Below are 15,742 nucleotides of genomic sequence, written 5' to 3'. Positions count from 1 at the left end.
CCGTACGCCCCGCCCGCCGATCTGATGAGTCTGTGAGCTCTCCTCGCACCGATCACATTCGTTGCGCCGTCGAAAGCCTGCCGCCGACAGCGGCCGCCGAGCGGTTGCGCGCCGCGCTGGAGGCGCTCGACGTGCCCGCCTTCGTTGTGCCGTTCGTGCCGGAGGTGGCTGTGTCGCTGTCTCGCGGCCTGGTGGCGTGGACGGACGGGCGGATGATCTGGTGGACGAGCCCGCGCCTGAGCAGCCGAGGAACGCCCCTGCTAGTGCTCGCCTACGTGCCCGAGGCCGCTGCGGTCCGCCTCGCGCTCGACTACGCCGAGATCCACAAGGCACGCATGGCCCGCGCTGAGCGCGGCGCCGAGGCTGAGCAGCCGCGTACAGGGGAGCCCGTATGACCACCCGCCGGCGTAGGGCCCGGGCGGGGACGCCTCACCATGGCGGATCGACGCCGCCGCCCGGGGTGGACACCAGGACCGACCGCCACGGCGAGGCCGCCCAGCTCACGGCGACCTCGCCGGGGTGGTTGGTGCTGTGGGGGCCGTACTGGCAGGCGTTCACCGCCTACGAATGCCGTAACCCCGACCGGTGCGAGCGCGTGGAGGCGGCCGACGTCGCCGAGCTGACCCGCGCCATGCAACAGGTCGAATGTGATCTCTGGCGGGCCCATCCCCACCTCGAACCGAACGCCGCCCACATCCCAGCGGTACGGCCGAGATCGGGCCCGCCAGTCTGACCCCCGTGACCCCGGGACGATCCCCGCGCAGCTCGCGGAGGGGTGAGTGTGCAAGAGAGGACCCTCCCGGGGTCACGGGCAGCACGGTGAAGAGCAAGAGCGAAAAGCCGAAGAGCATCAGAGGAGCCCGGCAAGCCGGGCCCGTGTTTTCCTTCCCCCCTCACGGTGGCGATCGAGGATAGCCGCCACTCCTCCCCGGTCAAGGGGACCCAAGATCCCCGAGCCTGACTGCCCTTCGGGCATCCCTTCGGGTCGCTACGCGATCAGCCTCAAGCATCTTGGCTCTTGATCCCTTGACCGCCTCGTCGCTTTGCGGCGACCCCGATCTCTTGCCACCGGGAGGGGGGAATGGGGGGAGAAGATCGCCACCCTCAGACCACCCGCCCCCGGTCGTCACGGCACCTGACCCTTTGTCGATCAGGAAGAACGAGGGCGCGAGATGGCTCGACGGCGGACCCGCACCAGCGCAAGCAAGGCCAGGAGCACCGGCGACGGGCTCGACTGGTCGGGCGATGACGGCATCTCCCACTGGGGTGGCGGTCAGCGCCGGCCCTGCCGTATCTGCAGGAACCCCGCCTTCCTGGTCGACGACGACGGCCGCCCGTGCCACAAGGTGTGCGCCGAGACCGAGGCCCGCACCACCGCGGCGGCCGCCGCATCCGCCATCCCCGCCTGATCTCCTGGAGGACCTCCGATGAACGCCTTGTGGTGCCCCGAGTGCGCCTCGGCCAACGTAGAGCCCGGCATAGAGGAGAACACCCTCGTCTGCCTGGACTGCTCCCACACGATCACTACCTGACCCGCCGGGCGAGCCGTTTGCACGAACATCCCTGCTCAACGGCTCGCCCTCCGATAGAGTTGCCATGTACACGTCAAAAGGAGGGGCGCGTGACGGACCACGGCTCAAAGATCATCGCAGCCTTGGAGAAGGCGTGGACCGACATTCAGGCTCGCCATCCTCAGGTGCCCGACGTCGTGATGATCACCGGGACGTCCGGGCAACGCGGTGGTGACCGCTGGGGCCATCACTGGCCAGAGCGATGGGTCCTGGCCGACGGCAGCGGGCGCCAGCCTGAGCTCTTCATCGCCGGAGAGCTGTTTGCGAAGGGCGGCCGCCGCACCCTGCAAACGCTCCTTCACGAGGCGGTGCACGCTCTCGCTCACGCCCGCACGATCAAAGACACCTCCCGGGAGGGCCGCTACCACAACAAGCGTTTCGTGGACCTGGCTCGTGAGCTTGGCCTGACCCCGCCGGACAAGCCCGACACCGGCATCGGGTTCTCCGCCTGCACGCTGGAGGACGCCACCGCGGCGGCTTACGCGCCAACGATTGAGGAGATGGACGCGGCCGCTCTGGCTTACCTCGTGGACCTGGACGAGCTGCTGAACAGCGTGGTCGTCACGGGCACCGGAATCGACCTCGGCGAGGAGGGCGGGGAGGTATCCCCGGTGAGCACGCCTGGGACGGGCACGACCAAGCGGCGACGTAGCGGCCGGCGCGTTCCCGCTGAGTGCGGATGCACCCCGCCACGGCGCATTCAGCTCACCCCCAAGGCCCTGGAGGACGGGCCGCTGATCTGCGGGTTGTGTGAGAAACGGTTCAAGGCTCCCGAGCTCGACAGCGAAGGACCGGAGGAGGACGACGAGTGATCAGGCAGGGCTGACCAGCCCGGGGGCGCGAGGGCGCGGGCCGTACGGTTCGCGCCCTCGGCATGTTTGAGGGCGAGTGCGCAGGTTCGCACGGAGGGCAACTTTTCGGCGACACGCCGGAGACGTGCATGCACGGGCACCCCGGGTTGCGCAATGATCTCCCGCATGGCAACAGCACCAGGAGTGGCGACACGGCCATACCGAGGAGGCGGGACGATCAACCTGCAGACTCGGGTACCCGAAGAGCTCCACCAGCGCTACCACCAGGCCGCGCGGGCCCGGGGCCTGTCGTTGAGCCTCTATCTGGAGCAGTTGATCGAACTCGACCCGCTCGCACCCCCAGCCAGGGAGTCGAGCGACGAGGAACAGGCGCTCAGCGCCTAGAAACACGTAGGCCCCGGTATGCCAACCGGGGCGTGTCCTACGTCGTCGGGAGATCAGCCGTTCTCGGCAGCCAACCGAGTACTGATCTCTCTGCAGTAACCGCCCGCTTAGCCAGCGGACGTCTTCCAAACACCCGAACAGAACTGCACAGAACAGAACCTCTCTGGAGGAGCGGTCCTAGCCAGACGCGCCGTCCAGAGAAACAGAAACGGAGCCGCCTAGCGCGTAGCCACCCCCGCCGACTTGTCCGGTCTGGTTGACCGGGGCTGATCGGCTGATCACTCCCACCTCTGCCGAGGAAGGGCGGCTTTTTGCTGCCCTCAGGTAGACCTACTGAGGACGGTTCAGACGATACCTGATCGTCGCTCGGTTAGCCCAGCATGTCCTGATTCGGGCGTGGCGGGCGTGTCGGCGCAGGCAAGCACGCAGGGCGATTCCGGGCATGAATCCGCCGCGTTCCACGCGGCTCTACGCGCTTTGGCCCCGAGGGGAAGAGCGCGTCTTGACGTGTACACGGCAAGCAAGGGTTGGGAGCACAGCTACACCCGGACGGCGCGTCTCGGCGCCACCCCGCCGGCCGGGCCCTACGCCTGGTACCTGACCAACCGCAAGCACGAGTTCGTGTTCGTGGTGTTCGACCTGGACGCCCGCACGCACGGGCGCGAGGCGGTCGACCGCGACGCCGACGAGCTCGCGGGCCTGCTGTACGAGGCGGACCTGCGATACCTGGTGTGCGAGTCGGGGCCGGGCGGCGGGGTGCACGTGTGGGTGCCCGTCGAGCCGGTGGCGGCCGCCGTGGTGCGCGCCATCGCGCGGGCGGCCAAGAGGCTGCTGCCGACGCTGGACACCTCGCCCCTGACCAACGCGGCGACCGGCTGTGTGCGGCCGCCGGGGGCACCGCACCGCCACGGCGGCTACTCCACCCCCGTGGACCAGTGGACCCCGATCACACCCGAGGCCGCCGCCCGGGTGCTGTCGGTGCCGAACGACGCCGAAGCCATCGAGCGCCTGGCCGTCTTGCTCGACGCCGCCGAGGTGGACCCGCAGGAGGTCGAGGCCGAGGCCGTGCGTACGATCGAGCAGACGCCGCGCGGGCTTCGCCTGGCCGGGCGGCGCCGTCCGTGCGACGTGGCCGACCTGCTCGCCGAGGCACCGGCGGCCGAGCGCGGGCACGCGCAGTTGCGGAAGATCCTGGTACGGCTGGCGCTGGCTCGCTGGTCGTTGCCCGAGGCCGCGCTGCTGCTGCTGGCGGACGTGGACATGCCAGGGCTGATCCACCTGCGCCGTCAGGGCGGGGTGCGCAGCCGCCCGCGCAGCCCGGGGGAGCAGGCCGCCCTTCTGGCCCGCCAGTGGGATCGGGCGGTGGAGTACGCCGCCGCGGTGCGCAGGCCGGGCGTCTCCCGGGGCGACGACGAGCACCAGGCCGAGGATGAGCAGGCGTGGGCCGCGCGCCTGGCCGAGGTCGTCGCCGTGGTGGTCACGGTGCGCGAGGCGATCGCCGCCGAGCCGCGCCGGTGGACCACGCAGGCCGGCCCCTCGGACCGCCGCGCGCTGGAGTACGTGAGCGAGCTCGCCCTTGACGCCGTCAGCACGGAGATAGAGATCGACTGCAGGCGCCTGGCGGAGGCCACCGGGATGGGCAAGAGCACCGCCGCCCGCGCGCTGGACCGACTGTGCCTGGATGAGTGGCTGTGCCTGGTCGAGGCCGGCCAGGGCCAGCGCGCCAGCCGCTATCGGGTGCTGCGCCAGGTCTTGGAGGACGCGCAGCCGAACACGAGCGCCAGCGAGCACCAGCCCCCTTCTCGCGATGAGGCCCTTGTTCAGGGTGGGACACAAGGGAACCCGCCCCCAACGGGAGACCTCCGACCTACCCTCACCCTCCGCGATCAGCACCGCGCTGACCTCCGCCGACGCCGGAAGATCGTTTCTCACGACTTGTTCACGCACCCCGGACCTGAGCAACCCGGGTTGGGACGGCACGTGGCCAGCACGCTGGCTGTGCTGAGCAGCGGAGTGTACAAAGTAAAGGACCTCGCCCAGACCACCGGCTACACCGGCCGGACCGTCCGCCGGCACCTCGCCATCCTGGACAAGCACGGCCTGGCCGCCGAGAGCCACCGACCGGCCGAGTGGCGACGCACCCGCGCGAGCCTGACCGACGCGGCCCGGCGGATCGAGGCGCACGGCACCCGCGAGCGACGCCACCGCGCCTACGCACTCGACCGCCAGCTCTACGCCTGGTGGCTTGCCGAGCTCGACTGGATGAAGACCCGAGGCAAGCGCACCGCACGCGGCCGAACCGTGCCCGGGCAAGGCCGCCTCATCCTGCCGGGCGCACCCTCCTACGCCAACCGGGCCCGCTACCCACGCGACCACCGCGGCCGCGCCGACCACCGCGCCGCGCGCGTTCACCTCCAGCTCACCGCCGCCGCGCGCCGAGCGGCCGCAGCCTGATCCAGACCGAACGCCAAGATCACCGAGCGAGTTAAATTCGTTTCATTTCATTCATTTAATTCATTGCAGCAACGATATGAATGTAATAGAATCGGGAGTGAAAGCGATCACCATGGAGGGGAGAGGACATGCTCAGGCGGATTTTCGACAGAAGCGGGAGCCGGGAGGCGGCCGAGGTGGATGCTCGGGCAGAGCGCGAGATCTCGGCCATGAGAGCTGAACGGGCGGCGGAGCAGGCGCAACTGGATGACGAAGAACTGGCCCGTACGAGCGACCAACTGCAGCGCGAGGGCTGGTAAGGGACACCGGAGAGGCAGGGCAGGGACGAATGACGACCGAGATCCCCGACCAGGACGTCGAGCGGACGCTGTGCCGCTACCCCGGGTGCGAGCGCGAGCGCGAGCCCAGCACCGGCCCGGGCCGACCGCCGGAGTACTGCGACGACCCGACGCACACCGCGCTGACCGCGTTCCGCGAGCGCAAGCGCTTGGAGCGGGCCGCGCGGGGCGAGTCGGCCGAGCCGGTGGCCGAGGACTTCGACCGGCCGGTGAGCATGAGCCAGGCCCGCGGCGCCGAGCTCGCGCGCACTCTGGAGACGCTGGCCCAGCAGGTGAGCAGCACCATGGAGCGCGCGTTGGCCGAGCTGCGCACCGCCGGCGACCCGGACGCAGCCGAGGCCGAGGTGACCGCCGCGCACGCCAGCGCGGCCGAGGCGGTGGCGGCCGCCGAGGCCCGGGCGGTCAAAGCCGAGCAGGCTGCGAACGTGGCGGCCGGGTCGGTACGGCAGGCACAGGCCGAGCGCGCGCAGGCCGACGCGGCGGCGGAGGAGGCTTTGCGGCAGGTGGCCGAAGCCGAGGCCCGGGCCGAACAGGCGGTCGACGAGCTCGCCCGGCTCCGGGTGGAGCTGGAGGCCGAGACGCGGACCGTCCAGGAGGCCGCCGCCGCTGAGGTGCGGGCCGCTCGTGAGGACCGGGAGGAGGCCGTGGCCGCCGCTGAGCAGCGGGCGGCCGCCCAGGTGCAGGCCGCACAGGACGAGGCGGCGGCCGAGGTCGAGCGCGTTCGGACGACGAGCGCGGCCGAGGTGGCGCAGGCCGAGCGGGACCGGGACGAGGCCCGCGCCGAACTGGAACGGGTGCGCGCCGAAGCGGCCGAGCAGGTGGCCGACGCCCGCCAGCGCGTGACGCGGGCCGAGCAGGCAGCCGACGACGCCCGCGCCGAGTTGGAGCGGGTGCGCGCCGAGGCCGACACCCGCCGCCAGGAGATCGCCGAGGCGCACGCCTCGCAGGTCGAGGCGATCACGGGCCGGGCCGTGCGCGCCGAGCAGCAGGTCGACCAGGAGCGCAGCGAGCGCGCGGCGCTGGCCGCCCGAATCGAGCGGCTGCAGAGCGAGCTTGACGCCGCCCGGGCCGAGCTCGCCAAGCCCGCACGTTCCAAGCAGTGAGAGCAGGGCGGGCCGGACACCCGCCCGAAACCACCCGCGAAGAGAGGAAGGATCATGGACACCTGGTTGTGGGCGCTGCCCGGGATCGCGCTCGCGTTCCTGCTGGCCGTGCTGGTCAGGCATGCTCTGTGGCTGCGGAGCCACCGGCGCCAGGCGCAGGAAACGGCCATTGCCGAGGCTGAGCAGATGTTGCGCTGGGAGGCGGAGGGGCACCTGTACCGCCCCTACCGGATGACCTGGATCGTGGAGAACCCGCTCACCATCTACGGCGAGACCACCCCCGGCTATTGGCCGCAGGTCCAGGCCCGGGCCGAGCGCGATTCGCGCGGCAGCCATCCGGGGATGCCGCCCTCGCTTCGCCCGTGCTACCGCGTGCAGGTCGCGGTGGTCGACCCGGGCGGCGGTGGGGTGACCGAGTGGACCTGGGAACACGGCGAGCTGGTCGACGAGCAGCGCAGGTGAGCCGACCGGTACGGCAAGCACCGGCCGCCCGGGTGGATCACCACCGGCCCCGGCGGTCCCATGCAGTAACCACCGGGCGGGACGGACACCCGCCTTTCCATCACCCGCGAACTGGGGAGGTATCGCAAGTGTTCACCAGCCGCAGACGACGCGAGCGCGAGGCGTGGGCCCGCGTTGAAGCTGACCGGCACAGACGGCAAGTTCCTCTGACGGCCGAGGCCGTCGAGGAGGTCGAGGCGATCTGTACGGCCGCGCTCGCCGAGCGCCTCGGGACGGTCGACAGAGCCCTTTTCACCAGGGGCGGCGTCGTCGTCGCAGGCCACCTGATAGGCCGCCAACCGGGCGCCTGGATGATGCGCCGCGCGCTGGAGGCGGCCGGGTATGTACTCGGGTCCGACCCCGGCGAGGCATCGGTCATAGTGACCGGATGGGACCCCGAGCACTACACCGGACCACTCGCCACCGTGGCCGCAGTCGACGAGCGGATGGGCGAGCTCTTGCAGCTCCGCGCCGCTCTGCTCGATCGCGAGCTCGCCGGCCCCCAGCAGTCCCCCGCAGCACACACGGAGCGCGAGCCGTAGGGGCCAGTGGAGGCTGTACCGCCTGAAGTAGTGGGGCGAGCGTGGAAGAGCCCGGGGCCGGGGAGGCTCCGGGCTCTTGTGCGTCTGGGCCAGGTTGGCGAGGGGCGGGCCGCAGGTTCGGCGGGAGTGGCGCCCGCCCGCGCCGGAGTCGCGCCGGGTTGGCCGAGGCGTGCGCCGCGGTGGCGCGGGCGGGCGGGCTACTCGGTGTAGGGCGGGAACGCGCGGTCGAGGGTGCGCGCCAGATCGGCCACCTGGTCGGGCGAGAGTGACTCGCTCGTCTGGCGGATGTATCGGCGGAGCTGACCGGCCTTCAGGAGAGTGATCCCGTCGAGAACGAGGGGGCGGCCGATCCCGGGAACCTTGGCCCCGTGCACGGCGACCAGAGGCCAGACGCCGACCATGTTGCCGGTGGCCCGGTCGACGACCCGGGCGACGGCGGAGCGTTCGTAGGCGAGGCCGCGTAGCAGGCGATCGGCCGGCCGCCGCCCGATCCAAAGCTGTTTGCCCCGCCCGTGGAGCTGCGTGCGGCGGTGCCACTTCTTGCTGTCGATGATCCAGACGCCGGTAGGGCCGACCAGGAGATGGTCGATGTTCGCGGAGCTGCCGGGGATGGCGCGATCGTGCAGGCAGATGTGGCCCTCGGCCTGCAGCGGAGCGAGAAGCCGGGCGGTAGCGCGCTCGCCGGCGGCGCCCTTGCGCCAGGCGGAGACGCTCGACCAGCGCCAGAAGCGCCCCAGGTCGACGAGGGCGACGATGAGCGCGAGGGCCAGGCCGAGCTTCCAGCCGAGCAGGTAGCCGACCAGCAGGCCGGGTAGGGCCGCCTTGAGGACGCGCAGCAGCAGCCTGGAGCGGCGGCCTTTGGCCAGCTCCGCCCGGTACTGGGCGTGGGCGGAGGCCCCGGCACGGGCCGGTGGGTCGCCGAGCGATGCGGGGGCGGAGGCCGGGGGCTGGAGGTCGTGCGGGGGCGTGCTCATGTCGCGACTCCGCAGGAGGTCGGGGGGCCTGGAGTTTCGACGGTACGCGGCGGCGGCGACACTGTCCGGGCATCTCAGGAGGTCATCACCGATGACGTTGGAGAGATGGAGGGGGCAGAGACGCGGGCGTGCCCCGGCGCGGCCGTGGCCCGTTGCGGAGGGGCGCGAGCCAGGGCCCGGGCGTGGAAACCGCCGGGCGCCTCGGGCGGTTTTCGATCTCCACCGCGCCCCGGCGCGGTCCCAGGTTTCCCGATCTTCGGAGCCTGTCTCCGCCGAAGCCCTTGCCCGTTTCAGCCCCTCCGCCTTCCTCTCCTCGCTCCCCCTCTTTCTGCCACCCCAGCTCCGCACCAACTCGCCTTCACGCCTCTCTGCCCCACCATCTACAGATCTTCACACCGAGGCATTACAATGTGATGGTTGCTTGATCTTGATCGCTTCGCTCCAAGATCGCCGGAAGGGAGGCCGCCGATGCTCAGCATGTCGACCGGGTACGACCCGGGCTATCTGACCGCCACGGCGGCCGGGGCGGAGAACTACTACCTGTCGGCGGCGGGTGGTGAGCACGGCGAGCCGCCGGGCCGGTGGACCGGGAACGGGTGCGCCAAGCTTGGGCTGACGGGCAACGTCGACCCGGACGTGATGAAGGCGATCTACGCCCATCTGGAGGACCCGCGGGACCCGTCCGGGGCGAGCACGCTCGGGAAGGCTCCGCGCCGCTACAAGAGCGCTGAGGAAGTGCTGGCGGCGAAGCTGGAGAACGAGCCGAACGCCACCCCGGAGCGGATCAAGGCTTTGACCCTGGAGGCCAGCAAGGACACCCGCAGCGCGGTCTTGTTCCATGACGCGACGTTCAGTCCGGCGAAGAGCGTGAGCCTGATGCACGCCGGGTTCCAGGCCGCCGCGATGAAGGCGCGGGCCGCCGGCGACGTGGCGACGGCCGAGCGGATGGAGGGCTACGCCGAGCAGGTCTGGGCTGCTGTTCGCGCTGGTAGCGCGGCCGCGATGGAGTACTTGCAGGAAGAGGCGGGTTACAGCCGTACGGGGTACCACGGGGCGATCCCGCGTGATCCGGTGACCGGCCGCAAGCTCGCCGACCACAGCACCGGGCAGTTCGTCGAGGCCAAGGAATGGGTCATCGCCTCGTTCGACCAGCACACCTCGCGCAACGGTGATCCTCAGCTGCACATCCACAACGCGATCCTTAACCGGGTGGAATGCCCGGACGGTGAGTGGCGGACGATCGACAGCCGGGGCATGCGCAAGGCGCGCCCGGCGGCGGCCGCGATCGCCGAACGCGTGATGGAAGAGCAGCTCACGCGCGACTTCGGGGTGAAGTTCGCGACCCGCCCGGACGGCAAGGCCCGCGAGATCGTTGGCATCTCACAGGAGCAGCGCGACCTGTACAGCTCGCGACGGGCGACGGTAACGGCCCAGGTCGCAGCGCTAGCCGCCGAGTACGAGGCCAAGCACGGCCACGCTCCCAGCCGCCGGGCCCTGTTCAACATGGCCCAGTACGCCACGCTCGACAGCAAGACCCGGATGCGGAAGAACAAGGAGGCCGCACCGCGCGAGGTGAGCCTTGCCGGGTGGGAGGCGCAGAGCCGGGCCGCTGAGCTGGGCGCTCTCGCCGACATCCCCGAGGCTGTACAGGGGCGTATCGACCTTTCCCAGGCCCGCAGCGTCGCCGAGCTCGCCGAGCACGAGTTCCGCCGGGTACTGCAGGCCGCCGTGGCGGAAGTGCAGGCCACCGGGGCGACGTGGACCCGCTACCAGCTCACGGCGGCGATCAACCGGCACCTTCCCGACACCCTCGGTGGTCTGCCCGCGCGCATGGTGCGCGACGTGCTGGAGGACCTGACGGCCGAGGCCCTGGCTCCCGGAGCTGGGTACGGGATTCACCAGGTCAACGCCCCGGATCTGGTTCGGGCTCCCGCTGAGTACCAGCGTGCGGACGGGCGGAGCGTCTGGGAGCCGCACGAGCGCGGGCTGTACACCACCCGGACGCAGCTCGCCGCCGAGGAGGAACTGATCGGCGCGGGGGCGAAGACAGACGCGCCAAGGTTGGAACCCGGCGCGGCGGCCGCGGCGTTGGGCGGCGACAGTGTGACCCTGGAGGGGTTGCTGTCCGGGGCGAGTTCGGCGCGTGGCCGCGCGGGTTCGGCCACGCCCGGCGCCGACGCGGCCAAGGCGGGCGAGCAGAGCGCGCCGGGTTCGACGCAGGGGCAGGCCGGTACGGCACAGCCCACGTCGGCCGCCGCCCCGCAGTGGACAGGCGGTCTCCGGGACGACCAGGCCGCCGCAGTGTACGGCGTGCTGACCTCGGGCCGCCGGGTCGACGTCCTTGTCGGCCCCGCCGGCGCGGGCAAGTCCCGCGCCATGGGCGAGCTGTCAGCAACGTGGCGCGAGAAGGTCGGCGGCCAGGTCATCGGCGTTGCCGTGGCTCAGGCCGCCGCCGAGGTCCTCAAGGGAGAGGGGTGCGACACCACGGCGAACGTTGCGGCGTTCCTCACTGAGGCCCGGGCCGGACGGACCCGTCTGAACGCCGGTGATCTGGTGGTGGTCGACGAGGCGAGCATGGTCACTTCCGGCCAGCTCGCCGAGATCCAGCGCATGACGGCGGCCGCCGGCGCCAAGCTCCTGCTCACTGGCGACCCCGAGCAGCTCGCGGCAGTGGGCGACTCCGGAGCGCTGGCGATGATGGCCCGCGAGCACGGATATTTCCAGCTCACCAAGGTTCAGCGGATGGCGGCCGAGTGGGAGCGCAAGGCGTCGCTCGCCATGCGGCGAGGCGAGGTCAGCAGCCTTGCCGAGTACGACAAGCACGGCCGCTTGATGGACGGCAACGCCGAGGCGATGACCGAAGAGGCGTACCGCCGCTGGCTCGCTGACCACCTGGAGGGCAAGTCTTCTTTGCTGCTGGCGCCGACTGTGGAGCAGGCCCGCGAGCTCGCCGCGCGGGCCCGCGCTGAGCTGGTCGCCCTTGGCAAGGTCTCCGCTGACGGCTTGCCCCTCTCTGACGACGCCGTGGCGGGCGTCGGAGACCGGATCATGGCCAGGAGGAACGAGAAGGGGATCACAGACGCCGACGACCGGAAGATCACCAACCGCGACGTTCTGGTAGTTGATGCTCTGACCCCCGACGGTGTCATCGTCCGGCGGGACCTCGGTCGCGACTCAGCCACGGGTCAACAGCGGTGGTCCGCACCGTATGAGGTGAACGCGGCTTATCTTCAGGACCACGCAGAGCTTGCTTACGCATCTACGGTGCACGCTTCTCAAGGGCGTACGGTCGACACCTGCCACAGCCTGGTCACGCCCGGCGTGGGCCGCAGCATGCTCTACGTCATGATGACCCGAGGCGTGGAAGGGAACTACGCCTACGCCGTCACCGACGTGACCGCAGCCGACCTGCAGGCGGGAGCCGTGGCGGCGGCCGAGCTCGCCGAAGCGGCGCGAGCAGCAGCCCGCGAGGCGGCGCCCGTGCCCACTCCGGAACAGGCCCGCGCTGAAGTCGCCGAGGCCCGGGCCAAGGCGGCTGAGGAAGCGGCGGAGGCGAAGCAGCCCCAGCGTGACCGGTTCGCCGTTCTGGCCGAGGCCATCGTCGCGGACGAGGCCGAGCTGACCGCGATCGAGACCATCCGGGACGAGCACCTCAGGTCTACGCACCTTGCGCACCTCGGGGTCATGTGGACTGACGTGACCCGCGACCTCAGCGCCCGCGACTGTGACGCGACGGTGGCCGAGGCGCTGAGTGCCGAGCAGTACGCCCGCTATGCCGACGACAGCGAGCGCGGCCCGCGCGGCACCTTCCATCGTCTTGTTCGATCCGCCGAGCTCGCCGGCCACGACGTCGGCCAGCTCATCCGCCAGGCCGTAGGCGCTCGCGAGATCGACGACCCGGGCAGCCCCGCCGAGAGCGTCGCGAAGGTCCTGCACCACCGGATCAAGAAGCTTCTCGGCACCGACGCACCGGCTCCGCTGTCGACCGACACGTTCGCCGAGCGGACGCCAACTCGAGGCGCAGCCGAGCATGTCGGCTTCGCCGAGCAACTCGCGGCCGCGATGGACGCCCGCATGGCCGAAATCGGCGAGCGGGTGGCCGAGCGTGCACCCGAGTGGGCAATCGAGCACCTCGGGCCGGTGCCCGTCGACCCGGTGGCCCGCGAGGACTGGACCCGCCGCGCGGGCCGGGTGGAGGCATTCCGAGAGCAGTACGACCGGCTCGACGAGTCCACCGCGATCGGGCACGCACCGGACACGCCCGAGGCCCGCGCCGCCTGGTGGAGCGCGTTCGACGCTCTCGGCCGCCCGGAGACCGAGCGCGAGGCCGCAAGCCGTACCGACGGCGAGCTTTGGGTCCAGCGAGAGGAGTACGCCCGCGCCGCCCGTTGGGCTCCCCCGTACGTGGGCGACGACCTGCGGGATACGACCATCGCAGCCGAGCGCGCCCGCGCCGAGGCCATCCTGACGCGTCAACGGGCCGAGGTCGAAAGCGACCAGGCCCAGCGCGAGGCACTGGAGGTCAAGGCCCGCGCCCGTGAGTCCCTGGCGGAGGCGCTCGACGCCCGTCGTACGGACCTGGAGGCGATCGACGAGGCCCGCGACCGTTGGTACTCCTCCACGGAGCGGGCCCGGGAAGACGCCCTACAGGCTGACCAGGAGCTTCGCCGCCGCCATCCCGAGGCCGAACTGCCCGCTCTCCACGACGAGCCCGCCCGCGCGGAGATCGAGCCCGAGGAAGTCGAGCGAGTCGAGCAGGTGCGCGGACAACTGGCGCTTGAACTCGAAGACATCCGAGAGGCGGAGCGCGAGCAGGCCGACCGTGGCGAGGCGGAGCGCGAGCAGGCCGACCGTGGCGAGGCGGAGCGCGAGCAGGCCGACCGTGGCGAGCAGACCCAACTTGATCTCGGTATCGGCGAGCTCAACGGTCGTCAGGTCGCAGAAGACCTCACGGCCGCTGCTGAGGCGGCGAAGGCCGCTCAACGCGCGGCTGAGCGGGAGGAAGAGCGGAAGCGCGAGCAGGAGCGCGACCGGGCCGAGCGTGAAGAGCGCGATATCCCACTACGCGAGATCGAAGGGCTCGAAGCCGTGCGGCAGGAGCCCCAGCGCCGCCGTGAAGACGAGCGGGCCCGCTCGATCGACCACGATCACGTACTGGAGCGATGACCCCCGGCGGAGACGGACCTACCTTGGTGACCATGACCGACCTCAAAGGCGCCGCTGTCGTGCGGCCACCTGAGCACGTCTCAGCGGTTTTCGGCGCAGTCCGGGAGTGGGAAGCGCAGCACCCGGAGTACGCGCCCACAGGGAACTCCCAGGCGTTTCTGTGGGTTCTCGGCAAGCGTTCCGAAGCCCCGATCACCCGACGCCGCGCGGTCGGTCTACCTACTCGTGAGGAGGTCCAAGCAGAGATCAAAGCATCCGAGGAGCCAGGTAAGTACGGGGTCGCGCAGCGAACAGCTTGGGGCGTGTCCGCAGCGCTTGAGTGGCTGCTAGGAGTCGACGACGCGATCCCCGTACCTGGCGTTCATCGAGAAGGACTCGGGCACCTTGTTGGCGGCCGCGGTCGTATCGTTCGGACCTCTGCCAACGTCACGGCCGTTCTCGACCGTGCTCGGCGTGGCCCTCGTGTGGCCTCGATCGAGTGGCAAACGAGCTGGTGCGAAGGCGTGATTGCCTGCTGTGAGTGGGTTCTCGGCCGCCGCCCGGGCGCGCCCGTCAGCGACCGCCCGCCCGCTCAACCGGGCCTGCCGACCGGAGATGACCTCAGCCGCGAGCTCGCGCCCGTGGAGGACGTGCGGCACCAGCTTGGGCCAGGCCGCCGCCACTCCCAAGGGTACGGCGACGGCGTGCACCAGACGATCCAATGGCTGTTGGGAAGGACCACGGTCGCCCCGGTCGACGAGCGAGGTCTCCCGCCGGCGGACGGCAACTGGTAGCGCCTCGGATACGCGAAAGGCCCGGACTCCTGCTTGGGTTCAGGCCCTTCGCGTTGTCCGTGCTACTCGTTGGGGTCGTGGGGGCAGCCTCGAAAGACGGTCTTGAACCGGGTGATCACGCCGGGCAGCCACCGATCGTGCCAGTCCGCTGCATCCCGGGTACGCCGTTCTTCGGCAAGGTAGGCGTTGAACCACTCGACGTAGAGCCAGCTCAGCTCGTTCACGGCCGCCGGGTGGTGGGGCCAGCACGGTTTCAGAGTCTGGTCCCGAAGGTAGTCGCCGTACTGCGGGATCAGTACCTCGGCTACCCAGGACTGCAGTTCGTCGAGTCGGTCGGCCCGTTCTTCGGGGCTCATCCCCGTCCATGACCACGTCTTTTGCGGCTCGCCCCCGGTGTTGCGTTTGTTCATCCGGGTGAGTGTCTCGGCGATGGCCGTTGTCCGTTCGCGAAGCTCGCTCACCGCGGCGGCTATCGCTGCGAGCTCGCCGACGTGGCGTTCGATCTCGCCGACCTTGGCTGACATGCCGTCCACCCGCGCACCGAGCGCGCCGACGTCGACCGCGAGCATAGTCACCAGGTCGTCGCGTGGGGCCTGCCCCTTGCCGGTGGTGGTGGTCATGGGGTGATCTCCTTTTCGGCGCTGCTGGTGCACGTACGAGGGGCCCGGGCGCACCGCGCGCCCGGGCCCCGATCGGGTCTCACGAGGACGTCTCGTCCTTGGGAGAGCGGTCCCACGGGCGGCGCGGTCGCGCCGGGGTGTCGGCCGGAGTCGCGGGAGGCGTCGGCGTCGCAGCCGGGAACGGGCCGGTCCCAGTGGCCTGGTGGGGTCGCTGAACCGGTAGAGGCTGCGTCACCGGGTCGGGACGTACCTCGGACCGACGCCGGGCGGCGAGCTCGTCGGCCCGAGGACCGCCGGTGATGAGCAAGCCCGGGTTCGGGGCAACCAGCGGACGCGCGGACGTGTGGGGAAGCCTGATCGCTTCTCCCGACCTCGCCCAAGCCTTGAAGTCCTTGCGCTTGTAGACGACCTCAGGGCGGACGATGGTCGGCATCGCCTCCCCCACGATCACCACGGCGCGACCGGGCGGAAGCCTGCGGACGTCGTTCGGGCTGAGGACGTCTA

The 15,742-nt window shown here is 70.9% G+C and carries 14 protein-coding genes; 11 read left to right on the top strand and 3 right to left on the bottom strand.

Features of this window, described 5'->3' with window-relative positions; translation table 11 throughout:
* Nucleotides 1-32 precede the first annotated feature (32 nt).
* The 10 genes from ABD830_RS19195 (at nt 33) to ABD830_RS19150 (ending at nt 7,705) form a co-directional block, all read left to right on the top strand.
* Nucleotides 33-395 (top strand): hypothetical protein, encoded by a 363-nt coding sequence (locus ABD830_RS19195; protein WP_344988912.1) that lies wholly within the window; start codon nt 33-35, stop codon nt 393-395.
* Nucleotides 392-733 (top strand): hypothetical protein, encoded by a 342-nt coding sequence (locus tag ABD830_RS19190; RefSeq protein ID WP_344988910.1) that lies wholly within the window; start codon nt 392-394, stop codon nt 731-733. The genes ABD830_RS19195 and ABD830_RS19190 overlap by 4 nt, the downstream gene beginning before the upstream one ends.
* 439 nt (nt 734-1,172) lie before the next feature.
* Entirely contained in the window at nt 1,173-1,409 is a 237-nt protein-coding gene (locus ABD830_RS19185) for a hypothetical protein (protein ID WP_344988908.1), read from the top strand.
* Nucleotides 1,410-1,621: 212 nt separating this feature from the next.
* A complete protein-coding gene (locus ABD830_RS19180) occupies nt 1,622-2,383 on the top strand; it encodes a hypothetical protein (RefSeq protein ID WP_344988906.1) in 762 nt (253 codons plus the stop codon).
* A gap of 165 nt (nt 2,384-2,548) precedes the next feature.
* Nucleotides 2,549-2,767 (top strand): hypothetical protein, encoded by a 219-nt coding sequence (locus ABD830_RS19175; protein WP_344988905.1) that lies wholly within the window; start codon nt 2,549-2,551, stop codon nt 2,765-2,767.
* 507 nt (nt 2,768-3,274) lie between these two features.
* A complete protein-coding gene (locus ABD830_RS19170) occupies nt 3,275-5,221 on the top strand; it encodes a helix-turn-helix domain-containing protein (RefSeq protein ID WP_344988903.1) in 1,947 nt (648 codons plus the stop codon).
* Between the two features lie 128 nt (nt 5,222-5,349).
* On the top strand, nt 5,350-5,520 hold the full coding sequence (locus ABD830_RS19165; protein ID WP_344988902.1) for a hypothetical protein: 171 nt from the start codon (nt 5,350-5,352) through the stop codon (nt 5,518-5,520).
* 29 nt (nt 5,521-5,549) lie between these two features.
* Nucleotides 5,550-6,662, top strand: a complete 1,113-nt coding sequence (locus ABD830_RS19160) for a coiled-coil domain-containing protein (RefSeq protein WP_344988900.1) — start codon at nt 5,550-5,552, stop codon at nt 6,660-6,662.
* Nucleotides 6,663-6,716: 54 nt separating this feature from the next.
* Nucleotides 6,717-7,124, top strand: coding sequence for a hypothetical protein (locus tag ABD830_RS19155; protein WP_344988898.1), 408 nt, complete (start codon nt 6,717-6,719; stop codon nt 7,122-7,124).
* A gap of 128 nt (nt 7,125-7,252) precedes the next feature.
* Nucleotides 7,253-7,705: a hypothetical protein gene (locus ABD830_RS19150; protein ID WP_344988896.1), complete on the top strand. Its 453-nt coding sequence runs from the start codon at nt 7,253-7,255 to the stop codon at nt 7,703-7,705.
* Between the two features lie 197 nt (nt 7,706-7,902).
* On the opposite strand, the gene ABD830_RS19145 is transcribed toward ABD830_RS19150, so the two are convergent.
* Nucleotides 7,903-8,679 carry a nuclease-related domain-containing protein gene (locus ABD830_RS19145; RefSeq protein WP_344988894.1) on the bottom strand — a complete coding sequence of 259 codons (777 nt, stop codon included), beginning with the start codon at nt 8,677-8,679 and terminating at the stop codon, nt 7,903-7,905.
* A 468-nt stretch (nt 8,680-9,147) separates the two neighbouring features.
* Here ABD830_RS19145 and mobF point away from each other — a divergent pair, with 468 nt between their 5' ends.
* On the top strand, nt 9,148-13,845 hold the full coding sequence (gene mobF / locus ABD830_RS19140; protein ID WP_344988892.1) for a MobF family relaxase: 4,698 nt from the start codon (nt 9,148-9,150) through the stop codon (nt 13,843-13,845).
* Between the two features lie 835 nt (nt 13,846-14,680).
* Here the strand turns inward: mobF and ABD830_RS19135 are convergent.
* Together ABD830_RS19135 and ABD830_RS19130 are read right to left on the bottom strand one after the other, a co-directional pair.
* Nucleotides 14,681-15,238, bottom strand: coding sequence for a hypothetical protein (locus ABD830_RS19135; protein ID WP_344988890.1), 558 nt, complete (start codon nt 15,236-15,238; stop codon nt 14,681-14,683).
* Between the two features lie 79 nt (nt 15,239-15,317).
* A partial coding sequence (locus tag ABD830_RS19130) for a hypothetical protein (protein ID WP_425567107.1) occupies nt 15,318-15,742 on the bottom strand: 425 nt, incomplete at its 5' end.

It is taken from the genome of Nonomuraea helvata (assembly GCF_039535785.1).
Lineage (GTDB): Bacteria > Actinomycetota > Actinomycetes > Streptosporangiales > Streptosporangiaceae > Nonomuraea > Nonomuraea helvata.
Note: the sequence above shows the minus strand (reverse complement) of the source record. Positions and strands in the feature narration are given on the sequence as shown.

What these genes read in the sequence shown, in the direction of transcription:
- ABD830_RS19185 (WP_344988908.1), top strand. Translation starts at nt 1,173, where the DNA reads ATGGCTCGACGGCGGACCCGCACCAGCGCAAGCAAGGCCAGGAGCACC.
- ABD830_RS19145 (WP_344988894.1), bottom strand. Translation starts at nt 8,679, where the DNA reads ATGAGCACGCCCCCGCACGACCTCCAGCCCCCGGCCTCCGCCCCCGCA.
- ABD830_RS19135 (WP_344988890.1), bottom strand. Translation starts at nt 15,238, where the DNA reads ATGACCACCACCACCGGCAAGGGGCAGGCCCCACGCGACGACCTGGTG.
- ABD830_RS19175 (WP_344988905.1), top strand. Translation starts at nt 2,549, where the DNA reads ATGGCAACAGCACCAGGAGTGGCGACACGGCCATACCGAGGAGGCGGG.
- ABD830_RS19190 (WP_344988910.1), top strand. Translation starts at nt 392, where the DNA reads ATGACCACCCGCCGGCGTAGGGCCCGGGCGGGGACGCCTCACCATGGC.
- ABD830_RS19160 (WP_344988900.1), top strand. Translation starts at nt 5,550, where the DNA reads ATGACGACCGAGATCCCCGACCAGGACGTCGAGCGGACGCTGTGCCGC.
- ABD830_RS19165 (WP_344988902.1), top strand. Translation starts at nt 5,350, where the DNA reads ATGCTCAGGCGGATTTTCGACAGAAGCGGGAGCCGGGAGGCGGCCGAG.
- mobF (WP_344988892.1), top strand. Translation starts at nt 9,148, where the DNA reads ATGCTCAGCATGTCGACCGGGTACGACCCGGGCTATCTGACCGCCACG.
- ABD830_RS19155 (WP_344988898.1), top strand. Translation starts at nt 6,717, where the DNA reads ATGGACACCTGGTTGTGGGCGCTGCCCGGGATCGCGCTCGCGTTCCTG.